Annotated in this window: 17 protein-coding genes; 4 read left to right on the forward strand and 13 right to left on the reverse strand. The window is 31.4% G+C overall.

Features of this window, described 5'->3' with window-relative positions; translation table 11 throughout:
- Window positions 1-21: 21 nt before the first annotated feature.
- The 5 genes from topA to gatC form a co-directional block, all read right to left on the reverse strand.
- The gene (gene topA, locus Q5I67_RS07270) at window positions 22-2271 is read right to left on the reverse strand and encodes a type I DNA topoisomerase (protein WP_302486881.1); all 2250 of its coding nucleotides are present in this window, start codon (window positions 2269-2271) and stop codon (window positions 22-24) included.
- On the reverse strand, window positions 2268-3374 hold the full coding sequence (dprA, locus tag Q5I67_RS07275) for a DNA-processing protein DprA (protein WP_302486882.1): 1107 nt from the start codon (window positions 3372-3374) through the stop codon (window positions 2268-2270). Before dprA ends, topA begins: the two co-directional genes overlap by 4 nt.
- Window positions 3375-3553: 179 nt before the next feature.
- A complete protein-coding gene (gene gatB, locus Q5I67_RS07280; protein WP_204920884.1) occupies window positions 3554-4981 on the reverse strand; it encodes an Asp-tRNA(Asn)/Glu-tRNA(Gln) amidotransferase subunit GatB in 1428 nt (475 codons plus the stop codon).
- Window positions 4981-6444, reverse strand: a complete 1464-nt coding sequence (gene gatA / locus Q5I67_RS07285; protein WP_302486883.1) for an Asp-tRNA(Asn)/Glu-tRNA(Gln) amidotransferase subunit GatA — start codon at window positions 6442-6444, stop codon at window positions 4981-4983. Before gatA ends, gatB begins: the two co-directional genes overlap by 1 nt.
- A gap of 40 nt (window positions 6445-6484) precedes the next feature.
- On the reverse strand, window positions 6485-6775 hold the full coding sequence (gatC, locus tag Q5I67_RS07290) for an Asp-tRNA(Asn)/Glu-tRNA(Gln) amidotransferase subunit GatC (RefSeq protein WP_302486884.1): 291 nt from the start codon (window positions 6773-6775) through the stop codon (window positions 6485-6487).
- A gap of 168 nt (window positions 6776-6943) precedes the next feature.
- Between gatC and Q5I67_RS07295 the strand changes: the two genes are divergently transcribed.
- Together Q5I67_RS07295 and hslO are read left to right on the forward strand one after the other, a co-directional pair.
- Window positions 6944-8371, forward strand: a complete 1428-nt coding sequence (locus Q5I67_RS07295; protein ID WP_296899774.1) for an MDR family MFS transporter — start codon at window positions 6944-6946, stop codon at window positions 8369-8371.
- 100 nt (window positions 8372-8471) lie between these two features.
- The gene (hslO, locus tag Q5I67_RS07300) at window positions 8472-9368 is read left to right on the forward strand and encodes an Hsp33 family molecular chaperone HslO (protein ID WP_302486885.1); all 897 of its coding nucleotides are present in this window, start codon (window positions 8472-8474) and stop codon (window positions 9366-9368) included.
- A 71-nt stretch (window positions 9369-9439) separates the two neighbouring features.
- Here the strand turns inward: hslO and ligA are convergent, their stop codons facing one another.
- The 7 genes from ligA to Q5I67_RS07335 form a co-directional block, all read right to left on the reverse strand.
- Complete coding sequence (ligA, locus tag Q5I67_RS07305; protein ID WP_302486886.1) at window positions 9440-11440, reverse strand: NAD-dependent DNA ligase LigA; 2001 nt, start codon at window positions 11438-11440, stop codon at window positions 9440-9442.
- Window positions 11441-11612: 172 nt separating this feature from the next.
- Complete coding sequence (gene pcrA / locus Q5I67_RS07310) at window positions 11613-13892, reverse strand: DNA helicase PcrA (RefSeq protein ID WP_302486887.1); 2280 nt, start codon at window positions 13890-13892, stop codon at window positions 11613-11615.
- 142 nt (window positions 13893-14034) lie between these two features.
- Window positions 14035-15432 carry an FAD-binding oxidoreductase gene (locus Q5I67_RS07315; protein WP_227152583.1) on the reverse strand — a complete coding sequence of 466 codons (1398 nt, stop codon included), beginning with the start codon at window positions 15430-15432 and terminating at the stop codon, window positions 14035-14037.
- Window positions 15429-16625, reverse strand: coding sequence for an electron transfer flavoprotein subunit alpha (locus tag Q5I67_RS07320; protein ID WP_302486888.1), 1197 nt, complete (start codon window positions 16623-16625; stop codon window positions 15429-15431). Before Q5I67_RS07320 ends, Q5I67_RS07315 begins: the two co-directional genes overlap by 4 nt.
- Window positions 16626-16639: 14 nt before the next feature.
- Complete coding sequence (locus tag Q5I67_RS07325) at window positions 16640-17431, reverse strand: electron transfer flavoprotein subunit beta/FixA family protein (RefSeq protein WP_015562590.1); 792 nt, start codon at window positions 17429-17431, stop codon at window positions 16640-16642.
- A 28-nt stretch (window positions 17432-17459) separates the two neighbouring features.
- Window positions 17460-19631: an L-lactate dehydrogenase (quinone) large subunit LdhH gene (gene ldhH, locus Q5I67_RS07330; RefSeq protein WP_302486889.1), complete on the reverse strand. Its 2172-nt coding sequence runs from the start codon at window positions 19629-19631 to the stop codon at window positions 17460-17462.
- Window positions 19632-19662: 31 nt separating this feature from the next.
- Window positions 19663-20265 (reverse strand): lactate utilization protein, encoded by a 603-nt coding sequence (locus tag Q5I67_RS07335; RefSeq protein ID WP_302486890.1) that lies wholly within the window; start codon window positions 20263-20265, stop codon window positions 19663-19665.
- Window positions 20266-20684: 419 nt separating this feature from the next.
- Between Q5I67_RS07335 and Q5I67_RS07340 the strand changes: the two genes are divergently transcribed.
- Window positions 20685-22178 carry a hypothetical protein gene (locus tag Q5I67_RS07340; RefSeq protein ID WP_302486891.1) on the forward strand — a complete coding sequence of 498 codons (1494 nt, stop codon included), beginning with the start codon at window positions 20685-20687 and terminating at the stop codon, window positions 22176-22178.
- Window positions 22179-22224: 46 nt separating this feature from the next.
- On the opposite strand, the gene Q5I67_RS07345 is transcribed toward Q5I67_RS07340, so the two are convergent.
- Window positions 22225-23868 (reverse strand): putative manganese-dependent inorganic diphosphatase, encoded by a 1644-nt coding sequence (locus Q5I67_RS07345; RefSeq protein ID WP_302486892.1) that lies wholly within the window; start codon window positions 23866-23868, stop codon window positions 22225-22227.
- A 194-nt stretch (window positions 23869-24062) separates the two neighbouring features.
- Here Q5I67_RS07345 and Q5I67_RS07350 point away from each other — a divergent pair, with 194 nt between their 5' ends.
- The gene (locus Q5I67_RS07350) at window positions 24063-24848 is read left to right on the forward strand and encodes a tRNA 2-thiocytidine biosynthesis TtcA family protein (RefSeq protein WP_302486893.1); all 786 of its coding nucleotides are present in this window, start codon (window positions 24063-24065) and stop codon (window positions 24846-24848) included.
- The last annotated feature ends 374 nt before the right edge of the window (window positions 24849-25222 follow it).

Here is a 25222-nt window from a genome sequence, read left to right on the forward strand (position 1 = left end):
ATTTCCTTTCTTATTTTTTATCTATGCTTCGTTTTCTTCTTTATGCTCTTTATTTTCGTTTTCTTCTTTTGCCTTTGCTTCTTTTTGTGCTAATTCTGCTAATTTCTTAGCAGTCTGCTGTTGAATTTTTTCTTTTAATTTATTAATTTCCTTATTTATAGGAGTATCTTCTTTTCTTGTAGCACAATCATCATTACTGCAATATAAAATAGTTCTTCCATTTTTAAAACGATGTCTAAATAAGAATGAACCACAAGTTTTACAATTACTTGTAAGTGGCATATCCCATGATACATAATCACACTGTGGATAATTTTCACAACCATAAAATACTACGCCACGACGTGTACGGCGTTCAATGATTTTACCACCACATTTAGGGCATTTAACGCCTGTATCTTTCAAAATAGGTTTTGTATTTCTACATTCTGGAAAACCTGGACATGCCAAGAATTTACCATAGCGACCTTGTTTTATGACCATCATGCGACCGCATAATTCACATTGTACATCAGAAACTTCATCTGGCACTTCCACTTCGCCGATTTCTTCTTCTGCATGTTCTAATGTTTTTTCAAATGGAACGTAAAATTCTTCAAGCAAAGTATTTTTTTGAATTTTACCTACTGCTATTTCATCTAATTTATTTTCCAAATCAGCAGTAAATTTCTCATCAACAATATCTTTAAAATATTTTTCCAATAAATCTACTACTACAAAACCTAAATCAGTTGGTTCAAATTTCTTATCACTGCGAACTACATAACCTCTAGCTAAAATAGTTTCAATAATCGGTGCATACGTACTAGGACGACCAATACCTCTTTCTTCCAAGGTTTTAACTAAAGAAGCATCATTATATCTAGCAGGTGGTTCTGTAAAATGTTGCATTGCCTCTAATTTTTGAATAGATAATTCATCTCCTTCTTGTAAATCAGGCAAGATGACATCTTTTTCTTTTTTATTATCGCTATCATTATATACAGCGGTAAAACCTGCAAATTTTAACTGTGAACCAGTAGCTTTTGCTAAATATTTATCGCCTTTCATAGCTACGCTCATAACATCATAACTAGCAGGTAACATCTGACAACCTAAAAAGCGTTGCCAAATTAATTTATAGAGCTTTAACTGTTCTTTGCTCAAATATTCTTCAACTGTAGCTGGACTCAAGGAAACATTTGTTGGACGCACTGCTTCATGAGCATCTTGTGAAGATTTACCTGCTGCATAAATATATGGTTTTTCTGGTAAATATTCTTTGCCAAAATTTTCTTCAATATAATTTCTAGCTTCATTTAAAGCTATTTCCGAAATACGCGTAGAGTCTGTACGCATATAAGTTATTAAACCTGTCGGCCCTTTTCTACCTAGACTGATACCTTCATAGAGTTGTTGAGCTATCATCATTGTCTTACGTGAAGTAAAACCTAATTTTCTAGCAGCATCTTGCTGTAAACTACTCGTTGTAAATGGTGCTGGAGCCTTGCGATGACGTTGACGTTTCTTTATTTCAACCACTTTAAAAGTAATTTTTTCAATATCACTGCACAATTTATCTGCTTGTTCTTTAGACGCAATTTTTACATCTTCTTTTTTAGCAGAAATCATCAATTTTTTATCATCAATAGCTACTAATTCTGCCCCAAACATACTAGAACGAGGTTTTTTCTTAAATTTAAAATCAACTGTCCAATATTCTTCTGATTCAAATTTTTGAATTTCTTTTTCACGGTCACAAATTAATTTTACTGTTACCGATTGTACACGTCCTGCACTTAAACCTTTGCGAATTTTCTTCCAAAGAAGTGGACTTAATTTATAACCTACAATACGGTCAAGCATACGACGTGCTTGTTGAGCATCTACCCTATCAATATTTATTTCCTTAGGATTTTTTACTGCTTCTTGAATAGCAGGTTTTGTTATTTCATTGAATACAATTCTACATTTTTCATGTTCATCAATTCCTAAAATATGAGATAGATGCCAAGCAATAGCTTCGCCTTCACGGTCAGGGTCAGATGCTAAATACACTTTTTCTGATTTTTTAGCTTCTTTTTTCAAAGATTTAATCAAATCTCCCTTTCCTCGAATATTGATATATTTAGGAGTAAAATCATTTTCTACATCTATACCAAATTGACTTTTAGGTAAATCACGAAGATGTCCCATAGAAGCCATTACTGTATATTTTTTATTGCCTAAATATTTTTCAATAGTCTTTGCTTTAGTTGGCGATTCTACTACTACAAGCGTTTTTTTCTTCATTCAAAGCACTCCCTGATTGCTCTTATATAAAAATTTGGACTTGTTTCTTTGACTAGTCCCTTCAATTTCATCTGCAATAAAATAAACGATATATTCGAAACATTTATTCTCAATTTGTATATGATTTCATCAATACATTTAGGCTCTGTAAATGATAAATTATCATATATAAGTTGTTCTTCTGCTGTCATGGAAAAACCTAAATCTATTTGTGTTTCTTTGGATACATTTTGCTGATTATTTATAGAAGTATATTCTTCTACAATATCATTTACTTTTGTAACTAATTTAGCACCTTGTTTTATCAAGCTATGGCAACCTTCGCTCTTTTGGGAATAAATATTTCCTGGTATGGCAAATACATCTCGCCCTTCACTTAAAGCAAATTCCGCTGTTATCAATGAACCACTCTTTTTAGCAGCTTCAACTACTAGTATGCCCTTTGACAAACCTGTAATAATTCTGTTTCTAGCTGGAAAATTTCCTGGTTTTGGCAATGTATTTAATGGATACTCTGATATTACAGCACCATTTTGTGCTATAGTTTCTAAAAGTTGTTTATTTTCTTTAGGATAAACAATATCCAAACTACAACCTAAAACGGCAATAGTTTTACCTTTTTTCAAGGCCCCTATATGTGCCTTTGTGTCTATACCTTTTGCAGCTCCACTGACTATTATAAAATTATATTCAGCCAATTCTTTAGCCATATTTTCTGCTATTTGTTTTCCATAAGTCGTTGGTGTCCTTGATCCTACTATACCTATGCAAATTTCTTTTTTAGGTAATTCTCCCTGATAATATAAAATAAAAGGAGGATCATATATTTCTTTTAATAACTTTGGATAATCTTCATCTAGTTCTATGCAGACTTTAATTTTATAAAATTCTAGTTGTGCTGCTAATTTATCTATAGATATTTTCTGTCTAAATTCTATCAATTCAGACAATGTTTTACTGCCTAAACAATTACTTTGTTCTAACATTTTTCTTGTTGCTGTCCATATTGTTTCGCCGTCATGAAAATATCTATAAAGTTGGCGAAGCGTTTTACTACCTATACCTGGTACAGAATTTATGGCAGCCCAATATATATTTTTCATTGTTTATTACATTCCTATACAAATAAATCTTTAGATAAACCATATATATTTTACTATTATCACTATTAACTGACAATTTGTCAAATTTTTTATAAAAGACTTTATCTATCATATTTCAAAACAAAAAGCTATTGCGTTAAAATTCTTTAACACAATAGCTTTTATTAATTAAATGGTAATTAACCCAATTTTTCTTTTATCATTTTATTTACAAGACCAGGATTTGCTTTACCTTTACTTGCTTTCATTACTTGACCGATTAAAAAGCCCATAGATTTTGGATAATCTGCAACAGCTTTGGGATTATCTGCAATTGCTTTATCTACAATTTCTTCTATTGCTTTTGTATCAGTAATCTGTACTAAACCTTTATCTTTTACGATTTTTTCTGGAGTATCTCCACTTGTCCACATTTCTTCAAATACAGTTTTTGCTATTTTAGAAGAAATTGTACCTTTACCAATTAAGCCAATTAAGCTTGCTAAATTTTGAGCAGATACTGGAGAATTTTCAATAGTCATTTCATTAGCATTTAAATGCTTGGACAATTCACCCATAATCCAGTTAGAAGCGAGTTTTGCATCAGCACCAGCATCTACAACAGCATCAAAGTATTCAGCCATAGCACGAGTAGAAGTGATGATTTCCGCATCATAAGTAGGAAGACCATATTCATTTACTAAACGAGCTTTTCTTGCATCTGGTAATTCAGGAAGTTCTTTTTTATATGCTTCAATCTGTTCATCAGTTGTAACAATTGGCACAAGGTCAGGTTCTGGCATATAACGATAATCTTGAGCTTTTTCTTTGCTACGCATAGAAAGTGTAATTCCACGACCATCGTCCCAAGTACGAGTTTCTTGTACTAAGATACCTCCATCTTCTAACACTTCATTTTGACGTTCAATTTCATATTCTAAAGCATCTTCGATTACTTTGAAGGAATTCAAGTTTTTCATTTCAACTTTTGTACCAAGTTTATCGCTACCTTCTGGACGAAGAGATACGTTTACATCGGCACGTAAATTACCTTCTTCCATTTTACAGTTGGATACATCAATGTATTGTAAAATAGATTTTATTTTTTCCATATATGCACGAGCTTCTGCTGGAGAATGCATATCTGGTTCAGATACGATTTCAATAAGTGGTACACCAGTACGATTATAGTCAACATTAGAGCTACTAGAATCTTTGATTGTAGTACCAGAGTGAACGAGTTTACCAGCATCTTCTTCCATATGAATACGAGTGATGCGAATGCGTTTTGTTTTGCCTTCTACTTCGATATCCACATAACCATGTTCAGCGATTGGTAAATCAAACTGAGAAGTCTGGAAGTTTTTTGGTAAATCTGGATAGTAATAATTTTTTCTATCAAATTTACTGAATTTATTAATTGTACAATTAAGTGCAAGACCTGCTTTGATAGCAAATTCTACTACACGTTTATTGACAACAGGTAATACACCTGGAAGACCAAGACAAACAGGGCAAACATGTGTATTTTGGTCTGCACCAAAGGAAGTAGCACAGCTACAGAAAATTTTTGTATTAGTTTTTAATTCGCTATGAATTTCCAAACCAATGACTGCTTCGTATTTCATTATTCTACCCCCTGACCAATTTTATTAGCATAATCATGATTTACTTCATAAGTATATGCTGCACGAATAATAGTTTCTTCATCAAGTGGGCGACCAATAAACTGCATACCGATAGGCATATTATCTTTGCTTCTGCCGCAAGGAATAGAAATACCTGGAAGACCTGCTAAGTTAAGTGGAACAGTGAAGATATCCATCAAATACATTTTTAATGGATCATTTGCCATTGAGCCAATTTTATATGCAGGTGTTGGTGCTACTGGAGCCAAAATAACATCTACGTTTTTAAAAGCATTATCAAAGTCTTGTTTTACAAGTGTTCTAACTTTTAATGCTTTTAAATAATAAGCGTCATAATAACCAGCACTTAAAGCATAGTTACCAATCATAATACGACGTTTTACTTCTGGACCGAATTTTGCAGTTCTTGTATTTGTCATCATGGAAACAATGTCTTCACCATCTACACGAGAGCCATAGCTTACACCATCATAACGAGATAAGTTTGTAGAAGCTTCTGCTGGAGCTATTAAATAATATGTGGAAATAGCATAATCTGTATGTGGTAAAGAAATATCTACGATTTCAGCACCGAGTTTTTTCAAATCTTCGATAGCTGTATTCATAGCTTTTTTTACATCTTCGTCCATACCATCGATAAAATATTCTTTTGGTAAACCGATTTTTAATCCTTTTATATCATTTACTAAGGATTTTGTATAATCAGGAACATCACTATTGATAGATGTAGAATCTTTTTCATCATGACCTGCAATCACATTCATCACATGAGCACAGTCTGTTACATCGCGAGTCACAGGGCCAATCTGGTCAAGTGAAGAAGCGAATGCTACTAAACCATAACGAGATACACGACCGTAAGTAGGTTTTAAACCAACAACACCACAAAAAGATGCTGGCTGACGAATAGATCCACCAGTATCAGAGCCCAATGCCCAAATAGCACTACCAGCACTAACAGCAGCAGCACTACCACCAGAACTACCACCTGGTACGCAGTCTAAATTCCATGGATTATGCGTAGCAAAAAACGCAGAGTTTTCTGTAGAACCACCCATAGCGAATTCATCCATATTTAATTTACCGAGTAATGCTGGTTTTTGAGCTAAAACTTTATCCATTACTGTAGCATTATATGGTGGTACAAAATTTTCAAGCATATAAGATGCACAAGTTGTTTTTAAACCTTTTGTACAAATATTATCTTTTATAGCTGCTGGTATACCTGCTAAAACAGAGATTTTTGCTCCGCCAGCGATATCAGCATCAACATTTTCTGCTTGTTGAAGAGCATAATCAGCAGTTTTTGTGATATATGCTTTTACTTTATCATCAGTAACTTCCATGCGAGAAAGTACATCTTTTGTAATTTCTACAGCAGAAATTTCTTTATTTACAAGCATATCATGTAATTCATGTGCTGTTTTTTCAAATAAACTCACGTAAAAGCCTCCTCAAATTAATAAAATTAATTTAAACAAATTATTCTTCTAAAATTTTAGGTACACGGAAATAACCATCTTCTTGTTGTGGAGCATTAGATAATGCCAATTCACGATCAAGGGAAGGTTTCACTACATCTTCACGGAATACATTTTGTACAGGCAATACGTGTGCAGTAGGAGCTACATTTTCTGTATCTACTTGTTGTAATCTATCTACATATTCAAGAAAATCATTAAGCTCATTTATATTTTTATCCATATCTTCTTCTTTAATACTAAGACGAGACAAAAGAGCTACATTTTCTACATCTTCTCTAGTAACTTTCATATCTTCACCCCATTTTCAAAATAAACTGTTTACATTTTATCATATTTTAGACGATGATTGAATAGTATTGTTACTTTTACCCATAAAATCTAGCTGACTTATTTTATCTTCTATGATAAAATGGCATAATAGTTAAAAATTAATAAAAAAATAGGTGATTTTATACATATGGATAAAACTAAACAAAAAATTGCAGTTTCTTTTTTAATTGCAATATTTTTAGCTGCATTTGAAGGAGTCGTCGTCTCAACTGCTGCACCTGTAATTGTAAAAAGTTTGCACAATTTTAAAATGATTAGTTGGATATTTTCTATATTTCTTTTGACTTCAGCTATATCTACTCCCATTTATGGCAAATTAGCTGACCTTTATGGTCGAAAACGCATATTTATGATCGGTATTTCTATTTTCCTTGTCGGTAGTTTATTATCCGGATTAGCTCAAAGTATGTATCAATTAATTGTCTTTCGTGGAATTCAAGGCATCGGTGCTGGTGCTATTTTTACCATTGGCTTCACGATGATAGGCGATATTTTCACCCTAGAGGAACGCTCTATTATCCAAGGAGCTATCAGTACGATTTGGGGCATTGCTGGCCTCATCGGCCCTTTAATCGGTGGATTTCTCATAGATAATTTATCCTGGCATTGGATATTTTTTATAAATATTCCCTTTGGTCTTTTATCTGTTTATATACTCGCCAAATTTGTACATGAACAAAAACCTAATACTAATCCAAAAATTGATTATCTAGGAGCTATTTTATTATCCATTACCATAGCTACTCTTTTATGCGGTGTAATGAAACTAGACGAAGATTTTCATTTAGGTATAATCTTATTAGCTATCACAATTATTTCAGGTTTTCTCTTTTACCTGCGTGAGGCTAAAACATCTGAACCTATTGTGCCTCTATTCATTCTCAATAAGTCTTCTATCATTGTAAATATCATCACTTTTATCAGTTCATTTATTTTAATTGCTTGTTCTGTTTATTTGCCACTTCATATTCAATCAATCATGGGATATAGTGCTACCATTGCCGGTATATCCTTAATCGGCACATCTATTTCTTGGTTTATAAGTTCAATTTCCATAGCTACATTAATGAAAAAATTCTCAGCTAATAAAATCGTAATGGCTTCTTCATTAATTTTAATTTTCAGCTCTTGGTTATTGACACAATTAACTTTAGATACACCACTTTGGCACTTATCTATTTATGTATTTTTCTTTGGCTTTGGTTTTTCAGGCACTTTAAATACACTCACTTTTATCGTTCAAGATTCTGTAAAATATAATTTACGCGGTGCCGCAGTCGGTTTAAATATGTTAACACGTACAATCGCTCAAACTATAGGTGTTACTGTACTGGGTGCAGTATTAAATATTTCGACAACAGATTTTATTGAAGCTCATACACTAATAGATATTACAATGCAAGATTTTTATGATAATACTTCTCCTCAATATCATGAACTTTTACGCCAAGCATTATTCTATAGTTTAAATAATATATACTATATCCTAGTTGGTAGTAGTATAATTTGCTTAATCTTATCTTATTTCGTACCTAAACATCAATCACAAAAATAGAAAATTCTAGTTTTTATAATTCTCAAAACTATGCTATACTATTATTTATTTTATATCTAAAACTTAAATTTATTTATCATTTTGGAGGAATATGTATATAATGAAAGATCATTTAGTAAAAGCTGTTGCTGATGGTGTTCGTGTTCATGCTGCTATTACTACTAATCTTGTAAATGAAGCTGTATCTCGTCATGATTGTTACCCTGTAGCCTCTGCTGCTCTTGGTCGTACTATGACTGGTGCCTTATTAATGGCTGCAAACCTTAAAAATAAAGAATGTATAACTATCAAATTTAATGGTAATGGACCATTAGGCTCTGTCGTTGCCGATGCAAATCCTGAAGGATTTGTACGCGGTTATATCGCTAATCCTCATGCTGACTTACCACTCAATGAAAAAGGTAAATTAGATGTAGGCGGTGGTGTCGGTCAAGGTATTTTATCCGTAACTCGTTTTACTGGTCTTAAGGATCCTATCACAGGTAGCTGTGAAATAGTATCTGGAGAAATTGCTGAAGACCTCACCAATTATCTCTATACTTCTGAACAAACTCCTTCTAGTGTAGGATTAGGTGTTCTTGTAAATCCTGATTTAAAAGTAGCTGCAGCCGGTGGTTTTATCCTTCAATTGCTACCTGATGCTACAGAAGAAACACTTACAAAATTAGAAAATAACCTCGCTAAAATTCGCCCAGTTTCTACCATTGTAAAAGATGGTTTAGATGCTCGTGGTATTATTGCTGAACTATTACAAGGTTTTGATAAAGTTGATTATTTAACTACTACAGATTTAGCCTTCAAATGCCAATGTTCTAAAGAACGCATTGAAGATGTGCTCATCAGCTTAAATGAACATGATTTAAAATCTCTAGTTGATGATGGTCATGCTGAAGTTTGCTGTCATTTCTGTGGTGAAAAATATCAATTCAATAAAGATGAGCTCACTGCTATTTACAATGTATCTCAAAAATTAAAAGACAACAAAGAAAATAATTAAATACTAAGCAAAAAAGCATTTTAAAATGGATTGAGTGATAATTCCATTTTAAAATGCTTTTCTTTTATAAATTAATTTTCTTTGATCATTGCCAAAAATTCTTGTTCAGTGATGATTTTTACACCTAAACTTTCCGCTTTTGTAAGTTTACTGCCTGCATTTGCTCCTGCAATTACATAAGATGTCTTTTTCGATACGAAACCAGAAGCTTTTCCACCTAGAGATTGAATAATTTCACTAGCTTCACTTCTACCCATGGTTTCTAATGTTCCTGTCAATACAAAAGTCAAACCTTGGAATTTATCAGATATTTTTTCTGTCTTTTCTTCTGCCATATTGACATTTGCTTCTTTTAATTTATTTAATAAAGCAATATTTTCTTCATCATGGAAAAATTCATATACAAGTTTTGCACTTATTTCTCCAATATCTGCTACTTGTTTTATCTCTTCTTCAGTGGCTTTAGCTATATCATCAAAAGAATGAAAATGATTTATCAAGGAACGACTTGCTGATTTGCCTATATTCAAAATGCCCAGTCCTGTAAGCAATCTCCATGGTGCATTTTGCTTACTTTTTTCGATTGCATTTAAAAGTTTATCAGTATTTTTTTCCTTGCCAATCAATCCTTTTGCTATCAATTCATCGCGATAATTGTATAAATAATATATATCTGCTGGATCTTTTAAATATCCATTTTCAATCAAAGTTTTTATATACATCATGCCAAAACCTTTGATATCCATAGCATCTCGACCGACAAAATTTATTATCCAACGTTCAATCTGTGCTGGGCAATGTGGATTACTACAGCGAATATCTGCTTTATCATCGCGAATAGTATGAGCATTACATACAGGGCAAGTATCGCCAATGATAAAAGGTTTGCTATCTTGAGGTCGTTTTTCTTTGATTACACAACGAACTTTCGGAATAATTTCCCCTGATTTATATACTTTTATTGTATCACCAATGCGTATATCTAAATCATCAATAAAATCTTGATTATGCAATGTAGCTCTTTCTACTTTTGTACCACAGAGCCACACTGGTTCAAATACTGCTGTCGGTGTAATTCTTCCTGTACGACCTACAGATAATTCTATATTTAATAATTTAGTTTCTTTTTCTTCTGGTGGATATTTATAAGCTATTGCCCATTTAGGAACTTTAGATGTTGTACCCAATTTTTCTCTTTGTGCAAAATCATTTATTTTTACAACTGCTCCATCAATATCATAATCCAAATCACCACGACGATTTCCAATTTCTTCTATAGCTTGTAAAACTTCTTCTTTAGTTTTACATACTTTATATGAATGTATAATCTTCATTCCTTGTTTGTGCATAAATTCATATGCCTGTGTATGCGATTTTAATTCTATACCTTTTACCTTTTGCAAATTAAAAATAAACATGGATAAATTGCGTTCTTTAGTAATTTTGCTGTCTAATTGGCGAAGTGTACCTGCTGCACAATTTCGAGGATTAGCAAATAATCTTTTTCCCAATAATTCTTGTTTTTCATTCACCAAGGAAAAAGCTTCTCGCGTCATATATACTTCTCCACGAACTTCAAAATAAGGCAATTTTTCTTTTAGTTTTTTCTTAATATCCTTTATCTGCATAGCATTAGCTGTTACATCTTCACCTTGTACAATACCATCACCACGAGTAACAGCTAATTTCAATTCACCATCTACATAACGAAGTGCTAAAGATAAACCATCTATTTTTTCTTCTACTACAAATTCTGGATTATCTAATTCTTTTTGCATATTATCTACAAAAGTTTCTACTTCTTCAGCAGAAAATACATCTTGTAAGCTAAGCATTGGCACATCATGTTTTACAAGAACACCTGCTTCACGTTTTGCCACTCCGCCTACTTTTTGTGTTGGTGAATCTTTTGTAATTAATTCTGGATTTTCAGCTTCCAACTTTTTTAATTGCCGCATTAATTGATCATATTGAGCATCTTCTATTTCAGGATTATCTTGATTGTAATATAAATCATTATGATATAAGATTTTTTTCTTTAAATCATCTATTTGTTTTTTTATATCTTCCATATTTTCACCTTTTCAAATATTAATTTTACTATCTCTACTATCTTAAATCTAATTTTTATATTTATCTTCTATATTTTATCTTTATCAAAATAATAAGTCAGCTATTACTATTTTATTGTTAATAGTAGCTGACTTATTTATATTATATCAAATTTTATTTTTAGATTAAATCTTATACTTTAATAATAGGAGCATATTTTTGCATCAAAGCTTTTATGCCTTGACCTGGAAAAGCTATTTTCAATTCTACTTCTTCACCAGTTCCTTTTACAGATACAATTGTACCAATTCCCCATTTATTATGTTTAGCTTTATCACCGACTTTCCATTTTATGGATAAATCAGGACGAATTACATTACCTGCTGGTTTAACTGTTTGTGACTTTTGTGCAAAGCCTCCACCTAAAAGTGAATTTGGTCTACCTGTAGAATTACTATTACCTAAAATACTTCTGCCAAAATTATTTCTACCACTTTGACCATATCCTGAACTATAACTATTCATACTACCCATACCAAATTTATTTTTTGCTTCACGTTCTTCTAAATATTCCGCAGGAATTTCACTGATAAATCGTGAAGGTTCATAAGATAACGCTTTACCATAAATCATACGGGCTTTTGCATTTGTAATATATAATTTTCGCTCAGCTCTAGTTATACCTACATAACAAGTACGACGTTCTTCTTCAATTTCAGTTTCATTCATTAAAGTTCTAGCATGTGGGAATAATCCTTCTTCCATGCCAGCTAAAAATACCACTGGAAACTCTAATCCCTTAGCTGAATGCATAGTCATGAGCGTAACTCTATCATCTTCCATATCTGCATTATCAATATCAGATACTAAAGACACTGTACTTAAAAAGTTTTCTAAAGTTGGTTCTTCATTTGTCTTTTCAAAATCTCTTGCTACGCTCAATAATTCTTTGATATTTTCTAAACGAGTCTGATTTTCTACTGTATTTTCTTTTTCTAATTCAGCAATATATCCAGATTTATGCATCACTTGTTCAATTAAATCATGAACTGATAATACCACCGAATTATTCAACATTTCTAAGATAAATTCAGCAAAATTAGCCAAAGATTGTTTTGCTTTTGGTGTGATTGGTGCCGTTTCTGGAGCAGATATAGCATCAAATAAAGTCATATTGTACATATCAGCAAATTCAGCTAATTTATTCATAGTTACAGCCCCTAATGAACGCTTAGGCACATTGATTATACGCATTAAACTTATTGTATCTTCTGGATTATAAATAACTCTCAAATAAGCTAAAATATCTTTAATTTCTTTTCTATCATAAAATTTCAATCCGCCAACCATAGTATAAGGAACGCCAGCTTTCATGAAGCCTTCTTCTAATGCACGAGATTGAGCATTTGTACGATATAATACTGCCATATCTCCATAAGATACATTGAATAATGTCTTTTGTTTTACAGCTTCTTCTGCGATAAATCTAGCTTCATCACGTTCATCACTTGCCGTATAATGAATTATTTTTTCACCTTGAGGATTATTCGTCCATAATTTTTTAGGTTTACGGTCAAGATTATGTTCAATGACCATATTAGCAGCATTTAAAATAGTTTTTGTTGAACGATAATTTTGTTCCAATTTTATAACTGTAGCTTCAGGATAATCTTTTTCAAAATCCATGATATTTCTGATATCAGCACCACGCCAGCCATAAATAGATTGGTCTGCATCACCTACGACGCAAAGATTGCGATACATTCCGGCTAAAAGTGAAGTCAATTGATATTGAGCCCCATTTGTATCTTGATACTCATCAACTAAAATATATTGGAAACGCTGTTGATATTTCATTTTTATATCTTCATGTTCTTTTAAAACTTTAACTGCAAGCATCAATAAATCATCAAAATCTAAAGCATTATTTTCGATTAAATTCGCTTGATACATAGTGTAAATTTCTGCAATTTTTTTAGCAAAAAAATCACTTGCTGATTGCGTATATTCTTGGGGAGTTGTCATCGTATTTTTAGCATTGGAAATAGCTGACTGTACTGCATATGGTGCATATTGTTTTTCATCAAGATTTAATTCTTTTAAACAATTTTTTATTAAAGTTTGAGCATCTTGTGTGTCATAGATGACAAAATTTTTCTTATAAATGCCTAAAGCTTCGATTTCAAAACGCAAGAATTTCGCACAAAATGAATGAAATGTGCTGAGCCAAACATATTTTGCTTTTTCGCCAATCATTCTATCTACACGTTCACGCATTTCTGTCGCAGCTTTATTTGTAAAAGTTATCGCCAAAATATTATATGGAGATACTCCTTTATCTAATAAATTAGCTATTCTACAAGTCAATACTTTCGTTTTTCCAGAACCTGCTCCTGCCATGATAAGAAGTGGCCCTTCTGTATGAGCTACAGCTTGAGCTTGTGCTGGATTTAAACCATCATATATATTCAAAGAAAATCCTCCTAAATAAAAACAAAATAAAAAATTACTTATTATATTATCTAAAATATTATATTAGATGTCAAAAATAAAAAATGAGTAGAGACTACGCTCTACTCTATTTATTAATATAGTTTTATAGGAGATATCTTTATTAACAGATTTTACCAGGATTTAAAATATTATTTGGATCAAAAACAGCTTTTATTTTTTTCATTAAATCTATAGCCGTCTTTGGTGTGGATTGTTCTAAATATACTTTTTTTACCAAACCTATTCCATGTTCTCCTGATACTTTGCCATTTAATTCTTTGGCCTTTGCATACATTTTATCCATTGCCAAAGTCAAAAGTTCATGCCATTGTTCATCATCTAAATCATCTTTAAGAATATATACATGCAAATTGCCATCACCAGCATGACCAAATGATTTCATGCGAATATTTAATTTTGCTCGCAATTCATGTACATATTCTACAAAAGTATTTACTTCACTTCTAGGTACTACGATATCAACTTCATCCATGCAAGTCGTAGAGCTTTTTATTGCTTCCAAAAATGCTCCACGTGCTTTCCATATACCTTCACTGCGTTCATCTGTATCGGCAATCAAAATATCAATAGCACCTTGTTGTAAACAAATTTTGGCTACATTATCATAATAATTTTCTATTTCTTCTACGCTATTGCCATCAAATTTCAACAATAAATATGCATCTGCTTGATTATCTGGGAATTTTCTACCTAAATATTTTTCTGCATCACAGATTACTTCACGTTCCATAAATTCAATAGCTGTAGGAATTGCTTTTGCCTTAATGATCAAAGGAACTGTTCTTATAGCTTTTTCCAAATTCTGATATGGTATTAACAAGCTGATATTTTTCTTTGGCAAAGGCAATAATTTCAATACAATTTTTGTTACAATGCCCAAAGTTCCTTCTGAACCAATAATCAAATCTTTTAAATCATAGCCAGAACTATTTTTTACTACTTTTCCGCCAAACTCTACAATACTACCATCTGCCAATACTACTTCTAATGCACGTACATAATCTCTTGTAACACCGTATTTTACAGCACGCATTCCTCCAGCATTAGTACTTATATTCCCGCCAATTGTAGCTGATTTTTCTCCAGGATCTGGAGGATAAAAAAATCCTTTTTCTTCAACATAGCTTGCCAAATCCATCAACAATACGCCAGGCTCTACTGTTAAAGTCAAATTTTCTTCATCTAATTCTAAAAAGTGGTTCATCATTGTCATATCTAAAACAATACCACCTTTTAATGCCACTGCTGCTCCTACTAGTCCAGTTCCTGCACCTCTGACAGTGACTGCTATCTTGTGTTCATTAGCATATTTTAAAATATTTGATACTTCCTGCGTACTATTTATTTTTACTACCATTTCAGGATAATAATGTTCCGTTGTCAATTCATCATGACTATATTCTTCATTAATTTCATTTTTCCATAAAATACGGTTTCTTGGTACAAATCCACTTATTTTTATCAAATCAGTAGCTGTCAACTTTTTATAATAACTCATGATAATTTTTCACCTACTTTTATTTTTTCTATAAGTTTTGGTATAACTTCATAAATATCGCCAACTATAACATAATTAGCATATTTAAAAATAGGTGCTTTTTCATCATTATTAATTGCAAAAATAGTTTCGGCATTATTCATACCTGCCACAAATTGAATTGCACCAGACACACCACATGTCATAATCAATTTAGGTCGAACAGTTTTCCCACTAAGTCCTATCTGTCTTTTTGCCTCTGCCCAACCATTTTCTACTAATGGACGTGTAACAGCTAGTTGTCCATTTAATAAATCTGCTAAATCTTCTAGCATGCTCAAATCTTCTTTTTTCTTAATGCCTCTACCAGCGACAATTAGAACATCCGCACTTTCTATATTTTCCTCTTTAGGTTTTTTTATTACATCTAAAATCTTGATATTACTTCCAAAATCGATATTGTTCGTCTTACAATTTACAATTTCACCATTTATATCTTCACTATATGCAGGCGTTTCCATTACTTTATATCTAACAGTTGCCATTTGCGGACGATTATTTGGTGTGAGGATTTCTGCCATGATATTTCCACCAAATGCTGGTCTGATCTGCACGAGGTCAGTTGTAGATTTCATATCCAATATCGTACAATCAGCTGTCAATCCAGTCTTAAAACGAGCTGCAACTTTTGGTGCTAATTGCCTACCTACAGGTGTTGCTCCTACTAAAATGCTTGTTGGCTTATTATTTTTTATAAAATCTTCAAATACATTAGTGTATTTTTCAATATTAAAATACGCTAATTCTTCATCATCATAAACAAAAACTTTATCTACATTGTAATGCAATAATTTTTCCGCTATATTTGATAAATTATTACCTACAAAAACAGCATAAACTGGTTGATTGATTTTATCTGCAAGTTCTCTTGCCTTTCCTATCAATTCATAAGTAACTGGATGAATATTTTCTCCTACATGTTCAACATAAACAGCTATTCCGTTCCAAATTGATTTATCAATAAGAGGTTTTTTCTCATCTTCTACATATTCCACAGCACCTTTTGGCCCTTTTCGCACACACAATCTACATAATCTACAGCCTGCTGTGATATTTAACTTTCCGTCATTTTCTTCCATTGCTCCAAATGGGCATATAGATATCAATTCATTTATATCATTTATCTTATCTTGATGAACAACTAATTTTGCCATAATCCATACCTCTATTAAAATACAAATTTTTTAGCTTTTAATTTTTGATAAATTGTATCTGTTATTTCTTCAATATTTCCCGATATTTTTTCTTGTACTTTATCACTAGATGGTGGGAATATCTTCTGTACTTTTGTTGGTGATGCATTCAATCCATAATGATGTTCATCTTTATCAACCATATCATTTAAAGTAAATACTTTTACTTGTTTATGTTCCGTTGCTTTTTTTCTCAAATACGATGGCAATCTAGGTTCAACAATATCTTTTTGCACTGTAATCAAGCATGGATAATTTATCTCTATTCGTTCAATATCATCTGACATATCCATATCTACAATTATTGACTTATCTTTCACATCGATGATTTTATTTACATTACATACACATGGTATTTTCAACATTTCCGAAACCTCTGGCCCAACCTGTGCTGTATCCCCATCTGTTGTTTGCAATCCACAAATGATCAAATCAAAATCACCAAAAGATTTTATACCTTGAGATAAAGTATAACTTGTTGCTAAAACATCAGCTCCGCCAAATTTTCTATCCGTTATTATTGCTCCCTCATCAGCAGACATGGCAAATGCTTCATATAAAATAGATTTTGCTTGCGGTGGGCCCATGGTTATTACATCTACACTTCCACCATATTTTTCTTTTAATCGCAATGCTGTCTCTAAAGCATATAAATCATATGGATTCATCTTACTTTCACTACTATTGCGTTTTAATACACCTGTAACTTCATCGACTTGTACTTTATTACTTTCAGGAACTTGTTTTATACAAACTAAAATCTTCATATACTACCCTCCTCGAAATATTCAATTATCAAAGTTCTTCAGCTAAAATATCAGCTATATGTTTTACTTTTACATTAGGCATCTGTTTATCCAAACCGCCACCTATCTGCATCATGCAAGCAGGACAAGCTACTGCCACAATATCAGCTTGACTATCTTTTATATTTTCCAACTTTCTCGATAATAAACGCAATGAAATATCTTTATACTTCATACCAAAAGCCCCTGCCATGCCACAACATTGATCACAACCTTGCATTTCTACAAAATTATATTTTTTTGTATGCTTTAACAAAGTTCTTGGTTCTTCATAAATATTCAATCCACGTTTCATATGACAAGAATCATGATATGTTACTTTTATTTTTCCTTCATTATTTTCAGTATCATCTAATTTGTTCATTTCTTTATACATAGAAAATACAAATTGGCTAAATTCTCTAATCTTTTTACTTAAAGCTTTGCTACGAGCTAACCACTGACTATCATCTTTAAATAATTCCACATAGGTCTTTTCCAATGTTTCTGTACATGTAGGACATGCCGCTACGATATAATCAGCATTTGTTTCTTCTAAAGCCTGTATATTTTCTTTAGCTATTTTTCTTGCTGTTTCCAAATCTCCTGAACCAATTATAGGTTTTCCACAACAATTTTGTTTTTGCGGATAAACTACTTCTATACCCAAATTTTGCAATACTTTAAATACAGATTTTCCTGTATTTGGAAATACAAAATCTATATTACAACCGCTGAAAAATGCTACTCTCATTTTTGGATTTTTAGGATTTTGCTTCATTAATTCATCTGTACAATCACGAAGAGGTGTAGAAGCAATAGCTGGCAAACTACGACCTTGCGTCATCTTAGCAAAAAATAATGGTAAATTACGAATAAAATTCCCCGATTGTACAGGTTTTTGTCCTAAAGAAGCAGCTCTTAACAAAGTATGGAATAATTTTCTATTGGCCATAACTTTTTTAAATATAATCTTTTCAGGCAAAGATTGACCTTTTTGAGCAAAATTTCTAAGTCTCAATTCTTCAATTAAACCTGGGATATCTATCTTACCTGGACATATAGTAGTACAACGACGGCAACCAATACATAAATCACTAAACTGTGAAAAATTATCCATGCCATTTAATAATCCAGTCAAAATAGCTCCGATACCACCTGAATATATATATCCATAGACATGACCACCAACAGTAGACCATATAGGACATACATTTAAACAGGAAGAGCAACGTACACATTGATAGACTTCCTTTAATTTATCATCATGAGCCGCTTTTAAACGACCATTATCCAATAAAATAACATATACTTTTTTATTTTCTTCTACTAATTTACCATCTTTTTCATGAATTATAGGAGTTGGCCCATCTATTAACGTCAAATAACTTACCATTCTTTGACCTGTACCATTTCGTGGCAATAATCTCATAATCTTAGCTGCATCACTGATTTTAGGAATTAATTTTTCATAACCAATGATAATTACATGTACAGGTGGAATAGTTGTAACAATTCTTGCATTTCCTTCATTAGTAACTAATCCAATTGCCCCATTTTCAGCTATACCAAAATTAGCACCTGTTATTCCCATATCTGCTTTAAAAAACTCTTCACGCAATACTCTTCTTGCAGTCTGTATCATATATGGAATATCACTTGGTATATCCTCTTTTAATTCATCTGAGAAAAATTTTGCACATTGTTTTCTATTGAGATGTATTGCTGGCATTACCATATGTGAAGGTTTTTGACCTGCAACAGATAACATCCATTCACCCAAATCAGTTTCTTTTACTCTTAAACCTTGTTGTTCTAGAAAATCATTTAAATGTATCTCTTCTGTTGCCATAGATTTTGATTTTACAATTCTATGTATATTATTTTCTTTGCAAATCTGCAATAATTGTGCCTTTAACTCATCACCATCTTTAGCACGAAAAACCTTCGCACCTCTTTCTTCCAATGAAGCCTGAAATTTATCAGCGACTTCTTCAATATGAGCGACTGTTTGTTTTTTCATATCGCGAAGTTCATTTCTCAATTCGTTAATATCATCTACATTTGCATATGCTTTCAATCTAGCTTGAGGATATTGTTTTGCAAATCGTGCCAAATTATCACTTAGAATAGGATCATGTAATTTTTCTTTTATTTCAGCTTTTATATTACGTTCTTTCATCTTAATTCACTCTCATTTCTTTTTATCATCTTCATCTTTTATCGTCTTCAATTGCAAACAAAATTACACGACTTGGCCCATGCACTCCTAAAGTCAAAACACGTTCAATATCCGATGTTCTGCTTGGCCCTGTTACAAAACCACTATATCCTTTCCAAAAAACTTTAGCCAAAATATCAAAAGCATCTTGCATATTATTTACAATGCAATTTTTAGGCATAAATATTATATTTACTGGTGGCAACATACTTGCTATTCTCGCTTCATAAGCATAGTTATCAACACATATACTACCTGTTTCTCCTACACCAAATTCACCTAAAGTTATACCAATATCTAATTCATTTTTATTTTTTACTATATCAAATTTATCTGTATATACTTTAAAAGACTTATTTATTTCTGCATAAACGTCTGCTAATTCTTCACATTCATCAGAACCTACTCCTGCTATCATTTTTGCATCCGTTGCTTTAGCTATTTCCAAAATATCAGCAACAGCATCTTTATAACTTTTGACTATTTTTATCTCCACAGAAGCATTTTGGGCATTTTCTGCAAAATCATTCCAATACTTACCATTTGTAAAATCCTTATCCAACAAATGTTTCCAATCGTGACAAATTTTTTCCATAATAAAAACTCCCATAAAACTATTTGATTTTTTAGATAATTTATTATTTAACTTTTATTTGTTATTTTTATAATCTATCTCGTTTTATATTTTTTCTATTTATTGTTTTTTATTATATAAAAAAATTTTTTTACGTCAATCTTTCCTATTTTATTTACAAATTGTCTTGAATTAATAACAAACTTTTATAGATATTGTAAATACTACTCAATTATCCATATTTTTGATTTAATAGAAATCTTGACTTTTGATTTTTTCAATAATTCAATAATATAAAGCTTGATACTCTTGACTTCTTAGATTATTTGTTGACTTTTTTTCATTTTTATTGTTCAATAAATAATATACTTTTATTGATAATTTAACTTTATTATTGATATTATTATAATTAATCAAAATTATGAAAGACTGGGTTTTATATGCAAAATAAATTTGGAGATATATTAAAAAAACTTATTCAATTTACCAATATAAAATTAAACGTCATCGCTTATCATATAGGATACGATATTTCCTATATCAGTAAATGGTCAAATAATACAAGTCAACCAACTAAAAAACATATCGAAAGAATAAATGATACATTGAGTTCTATTTTTGCCGAAGAAATTATCCATAAGGACTATGCTTACTTATTCTTAAAAGAATTTGATATTCACGAACCATTACCTACAAAAGATATTCAAGCTTTTCTACATACACAAATAAATAATCTATTAAATAATGCTTATTACTGTTCACATGAAAATTCTGCTCATACAAAAACAACTAATGAATTTATACTGAATTCTACTACTATAGTTGGTAGAACTAATATTTACGAATTTTTCTGTCACAAATTAGCTCCTATAATAAATAAAATAACTCCCAAATTAGAAATTTTTATCACTATGGATATTTTGACTTTGTTACAACAAAAGAAATTTTTTAGTTTTCTCGATTGTTGTAATCTCACCGACCGTCAAATAGATATTCACATAGGCTGTAATCTATCTACACTAGCAAATAGTGACGAAAAATTAATCTATAGCCTCTATAAATTCTTAAATAAATATTTTTATGTCAATTTCTATATTTATGAAGATAAATTTTTTAACAATAGCAATATATTCCTTGTAAAAAATGCTTTTGCTATTCAATATTCCCTACATCTAGATAAGTCAATAGATATATGTACATTTATAAACAATGAAAAAATCATCAATGAAATTCAAAAACGCATTTCTGATACGTTCCTTAATTCACCACTTATTTTGCAACCCAAAGAAAAAATAATTCTTAATTCTTTTCATCCATTCTTCTATATGAATAAAAACTTTATCATCTTTATTACAAATGGTTTTGAATTCTTCTTGCCTAAAAAATCTTATTCAAAAATGATAGATTTATGTACACAAAAAAATCTAACAGCTGAGACCATTTCTTCTATAAAAAATCTGCAAATCATGTGGGAAGAACAATTTGAAAAAAATCCTATATCATTTATTCTCCCAGAGCTCAATTTAATGGATTATATTCAAAAAGGTGAATTGATTTTTGGCGATTTAAAATATCAAACTACACCTCAAGAAAGAGAAGAACAATTGTCTTATCTAATTCAAAGTATGTATAAAAATCCTCTAATCGATATTTATTTAATGTCCCAGCAAGAAAATGTAAATGATATTAGCTACTATAAACTTTCTTATTACAGCAATCAAAAAATCGCTTATTTTAAGAAAAATAAATACTTATTAAATAAATATCATTTGCCTATTTATTTCTTAAAAAATTCTTTATTAATTCAAAAATTTGATATGCTATTTTCCAAATTTAAGCAAACAAAATTTGTGCATAAATACAGTGCTGAAAAAATCGAAAATCTTTACTTAACCAATAAATCCTTATTACAACGCATTATGGAAAGCAAATAAAAAAAGGCAATATGATTTTTAATCATATTGCCTTAATTTTTATCTATTAAAGATTTTTTACAGCTTCAGAAAGTGGTGGGATAATCTGTTTTTTACGAGACATTACGCCTGGTAAATACATAACAGATTTACTTGCATCTTGTTTGAATGCTTCACCGATTAAGTTTTTAGGTTCACCACTGAAGAGTAAATAGCTACCTTCGTTGATGATATCAGTAACGATAACGATGGACATTGCATAACCATCAGCTGTGCATACACGAGCCATTTCAGCTAAGATTTCATCTTGCATAGCCATTACTTGGTCTGTATCCATAACGGATAACTGGCTGATGAGCATTGGATAGTTGCCAATCTGGAATTCTTTGGAGTCATTTTTAACGATTTGAGCAGGAGTCATATCGCCGATATCTGCACCAGCTTTGAGCATTGCCATACCATATTCTTTATAATCTACACCAGCGATTTTTGCTAAATATTCTACAGCATCTTTATCTGTTTGTGTGCAAGTTGGGGATTTGAATAATACTGTATCAGAAATAATAGCAGACATTAAAAGACCTGCAATTTCTTTTGGAATTTCCACGCCATATTGTTGATACATATTAGTTACGATTGTACAAGTACAACCAACTGGACGAACATTGATGAAGATAGGATCACTAGTTTGTAATCCGCCGAAACGATGATGGTCAACAACTTCGATGATTTTACCAGATTCAATACCTTCAACAGCTTGAGCTAATTCATTATGGTCTGTTAAAATAATCTGTTGTTTTTCAGGCATCATAAATTTATCTTTATTTACGATACCAACTAATTTACCATTTTCTACTACTGGATAATTACGGTATTCATTTGCTTCTAATACACCTTTGATATCACTTAACATATCAGATGGTTTGAAAGAAATTACATCTGTAGTCATAATGCTAGAAATTGGTGCACATTGGCTGATAAGACGAGCTGTGCTATAAGTGTCAAATGCTGTAGATAAAAGCATTACATTTTCAGCTTTTGCTTTTGCAACTACTTCATCAGAAATAGTTGTATTTCCTGTGATGATTACACAAGCAACTTTTAAATCAATGCATTTAATAAATGCAGATTCTGGTCTATTGCCAATGATTACTACATCGCCAGCTTTGATGCTTTCTGCAACTTTTTCCATGCAAGCAGCAGCTACTTTGATTTCGCCATTGATTTTGCCTTCGTTATCGCCAGCAACTAAAACATCAGCTTCAATAACATTAGCAATATCGTTGATGCAAGCACCAGAAGCAGATACGCTATCTAATGTGATTTCTTGGAAATAAGCTTTTGCTAAATCACTAACACTAGCCATACCGATTAATTTATTTTCATCATCAACTACAGGTATAGAACGAAGATTACATTCTTTCATAGCCATACCTAAAGTACGAAGATTATCTGTTGCTTTTACAGATTTTTGTACTTTAACAGCAATATCTTTAACTCTTGGATAAATATCGCTTACAAGCTGAGGAGCTTCTACACCGAAATATTCTAAAGCATATTTAGTTTCTTTGTTTACGCTACCTGCACGAGCTGGTACAACATTTTCACAGCCCATATTGCGTTTTAAATTTGCATATGCTATGGCAGAACAGATGGAGTCTGTATCTGGATTTCTATGACCAATAGCATAAATTACTTTTTGTTCACTCATAGGTTGAAAAACCTCCATTACAAATTAATAACTCTGTTTTATATTATAACAATATTACATAAAATTTAAAAGCTATGATTGATAAAAGATATTATCTTTTGTATAATTCATTTATCCTACCTTTTATCTATTATTTACTTAAATAAAACAAAATAACTATTTATCAAATATTTATTACAAGAAAGGATTTTTTTATGCAACCCTTACCTAAAGAATATTTAAGTCGCATAATCCGTGCAGTTGTTGAATTCCAATTAATCGAAGATGATGATAAAATCCTAATCGGTCTATCTGGTGGCAAAGATAGTCTATTTATGGCATACGCTTTAACAGAATTAAAAAATACTTTAAAGAAAAATTTCACACTAGGAGCAATCACCATAAATCCTATGTTTACTAAAGATTTTTCTTGCGAAGCTATGCAAAAATTCTGCGATAAATTAAACATGCCTTACCATATTCATGAAGTAAATATCGCTGAAACCATCGCTAATCAAGATAATAAAAATGCTTGTTATTCCTGTGCTTTCTTCCGACGTGGTGCAATCAATGGCTATGCCAAAGAACATGGCTATAATAAAATAGCTTATGCCCATAATCATGATGACGCCGTAGAAACATTCTTCATGAATTTATTTTATTCTGGTCAATTAAAGACTTTCATGCCATCTACTTATTTAAGCCGTTCTGATGTAACTGTAATCAGACCACTGCTTTATTTCCGTGAAGAAGAAATAAGAAATGCCATCTCACTTCATGGTCAAGAACCTTGTGCTCCACCATGTCCATTCAATGGCAATACCATGCGTCAAAAAGCTAAAAATTTAATTGAAGAATTATCTAAAGAAAATCCTCTTTTATATGAGCATTTAAGTGCAGCGATGCGTACAACAGCCGTTGGTGATTTATGGCCACCTATCAAAAATCGCAAAGAAATGAAACCATATTATTATCAATTCTTTAAAAATCAACGAAAATAAATAAAATCTCTATGTTTAAGATAGTCACAAACTAACCTATTTTAAGCATAGAGATTTTTCTTTCGGGAGGTTTTTTTCATTTGGGGATATTTTATAATTTTTTTCATTAAATATGCTTTTAATTACAATTTGTATAGACTTTATAATAATCATTGAAATTTTAGACATTAAATCATTTACAGATATAGCTTGTTTCTTAATCATAACTAATTCCTCACAATCATTATAAATTCTAAGACACCAAAAACATATACATCATCTTGTGTTTAATTTTATTATAAAGATTACCTTTGACATACTCCCCATGCCTAAAGGCAGAGGATTCTTGGATACAAACGATACTTGCCTACTAAAATAGCAGGTCTTACTATATC

The sequence above is a fragment of the uncultured Megamonas sp. genome (assembly GCF_958438645.1).
GTDB lineage: Bacteria > Bacillota > Negativicutes > Selenomonadales > Selenomonadaceae > Megamonas.

What these genes read in the sequence shown, in the direction of transcription:
- topA (WP_302486881.1), bottom strand. Translation starts at nt 2,271, where the DNA reads ATGAAGAAAAAAACGCTTGTAGTAGTAGAATCGCCAACTAAAGCAAAG.
- dprA (WP_302486882.1), bottom strand. Translation starts at nt 3,374, where the DNA reads ATGAAAAATATATATTGGGCTGCCATAAATTCTGTACCAGGTATAGGT.
- gatB (WP_204920884.1), bottom strand. Translation starts at nt 4,981, where the DNA reads ATGAAATACGAAGCAGTCATTGGTTTGGAAATTCATAGCGAATTAAAA.
- gatC (WP_302486884.1), bottom strand. Translation starts at nt 6,775, where the DNA reads ATGAAAGTTACTAGAGAAGATGTAGAAAATGTAGCTCTTTTGTCTCGT.
- Q5I67_RS07295 (WP_296899774.1), top strand. Translation starts at nt 6,944, where the DNA reads ATGGATAAAACTAAACAAAAAATTGCAGTTTCTTTTTTAATTGCAATA.
- hslO (WP_302486885.1), top strand. Translation starts at nt 8,472, where the DNA reads ATGAAAGATCATTTAGTAAAAGCTGTTGCTGATGGTGTTCGTGTTCAT.
- ligA (WP_302486886.1), bottom strand. Translation starts at nt 11,440, where the DNA reads ATGGAAGATATAAAAAAACAAATAGATGATTTAAAGAAAAAAATCTTA.
- Q5I67_RS07315 (WP_227152583.1), bottom strand. Translation starts at nt 15,432, where the DNA reads ATGAGTTATTATAAAAAGTTGACAGCTACTGATTTGATAAAAATAAGT.
- Q5I67_RS07320 (WP_302486888.1), bottom strand. Translation starts at nt 16,625, where the DNA reads ATGGCAAAATTAGTTGTTCATCAAGATAAGATAAATGATATAAATGAA.
- Q5I67_RS07325 (WP_015562590.1), bottom strand. Translation starts at nt 17,431, where the DNA reads ATGAAGATTTTAGTTTGTATAAAACAAGTTCCTGAAAGTAATAAAGTA.
- ldhH (WP_302486889.1), bottom strand. Translation starts at nt 19,631, where the DNA reads ATGAAAGAACGTAATATAAAAGCTGAAATAAAAGAAAAATTACATGAT.
- Q5I67_RS07335 (WP_302486890.1), bottom strand. Translation starts at nt 20,265, where the DNA reads ATGGAAAAAATTTGTCACGATTGGAAACATTTGTTGGATAAGGATTTT.
- Q5I67_RS07340 (WP_302486891.1), top strand. Translation starts at nt 20,685, where the DNA reads ATGCAAAATAAATTTGGAGATATATTAAAAAAACTTATTCAATTTACC.
- Q5I67_RS07345 (WP_302486892.1), bottom strand. Translation starts at nt 23,868, where the DNA reads ATGAGTGAACAAAAAGTAATTTATGCTATTGGTCATAGAAATCCAGAT.
- Q5I67_RS07350 (WP_302486893.1), top strand. Translation starts at nt 24,063, where the DNA reads ATGCAACCCTTACCTAAAGAATATTTAAGTCGCATAATCCGTGCAGTT.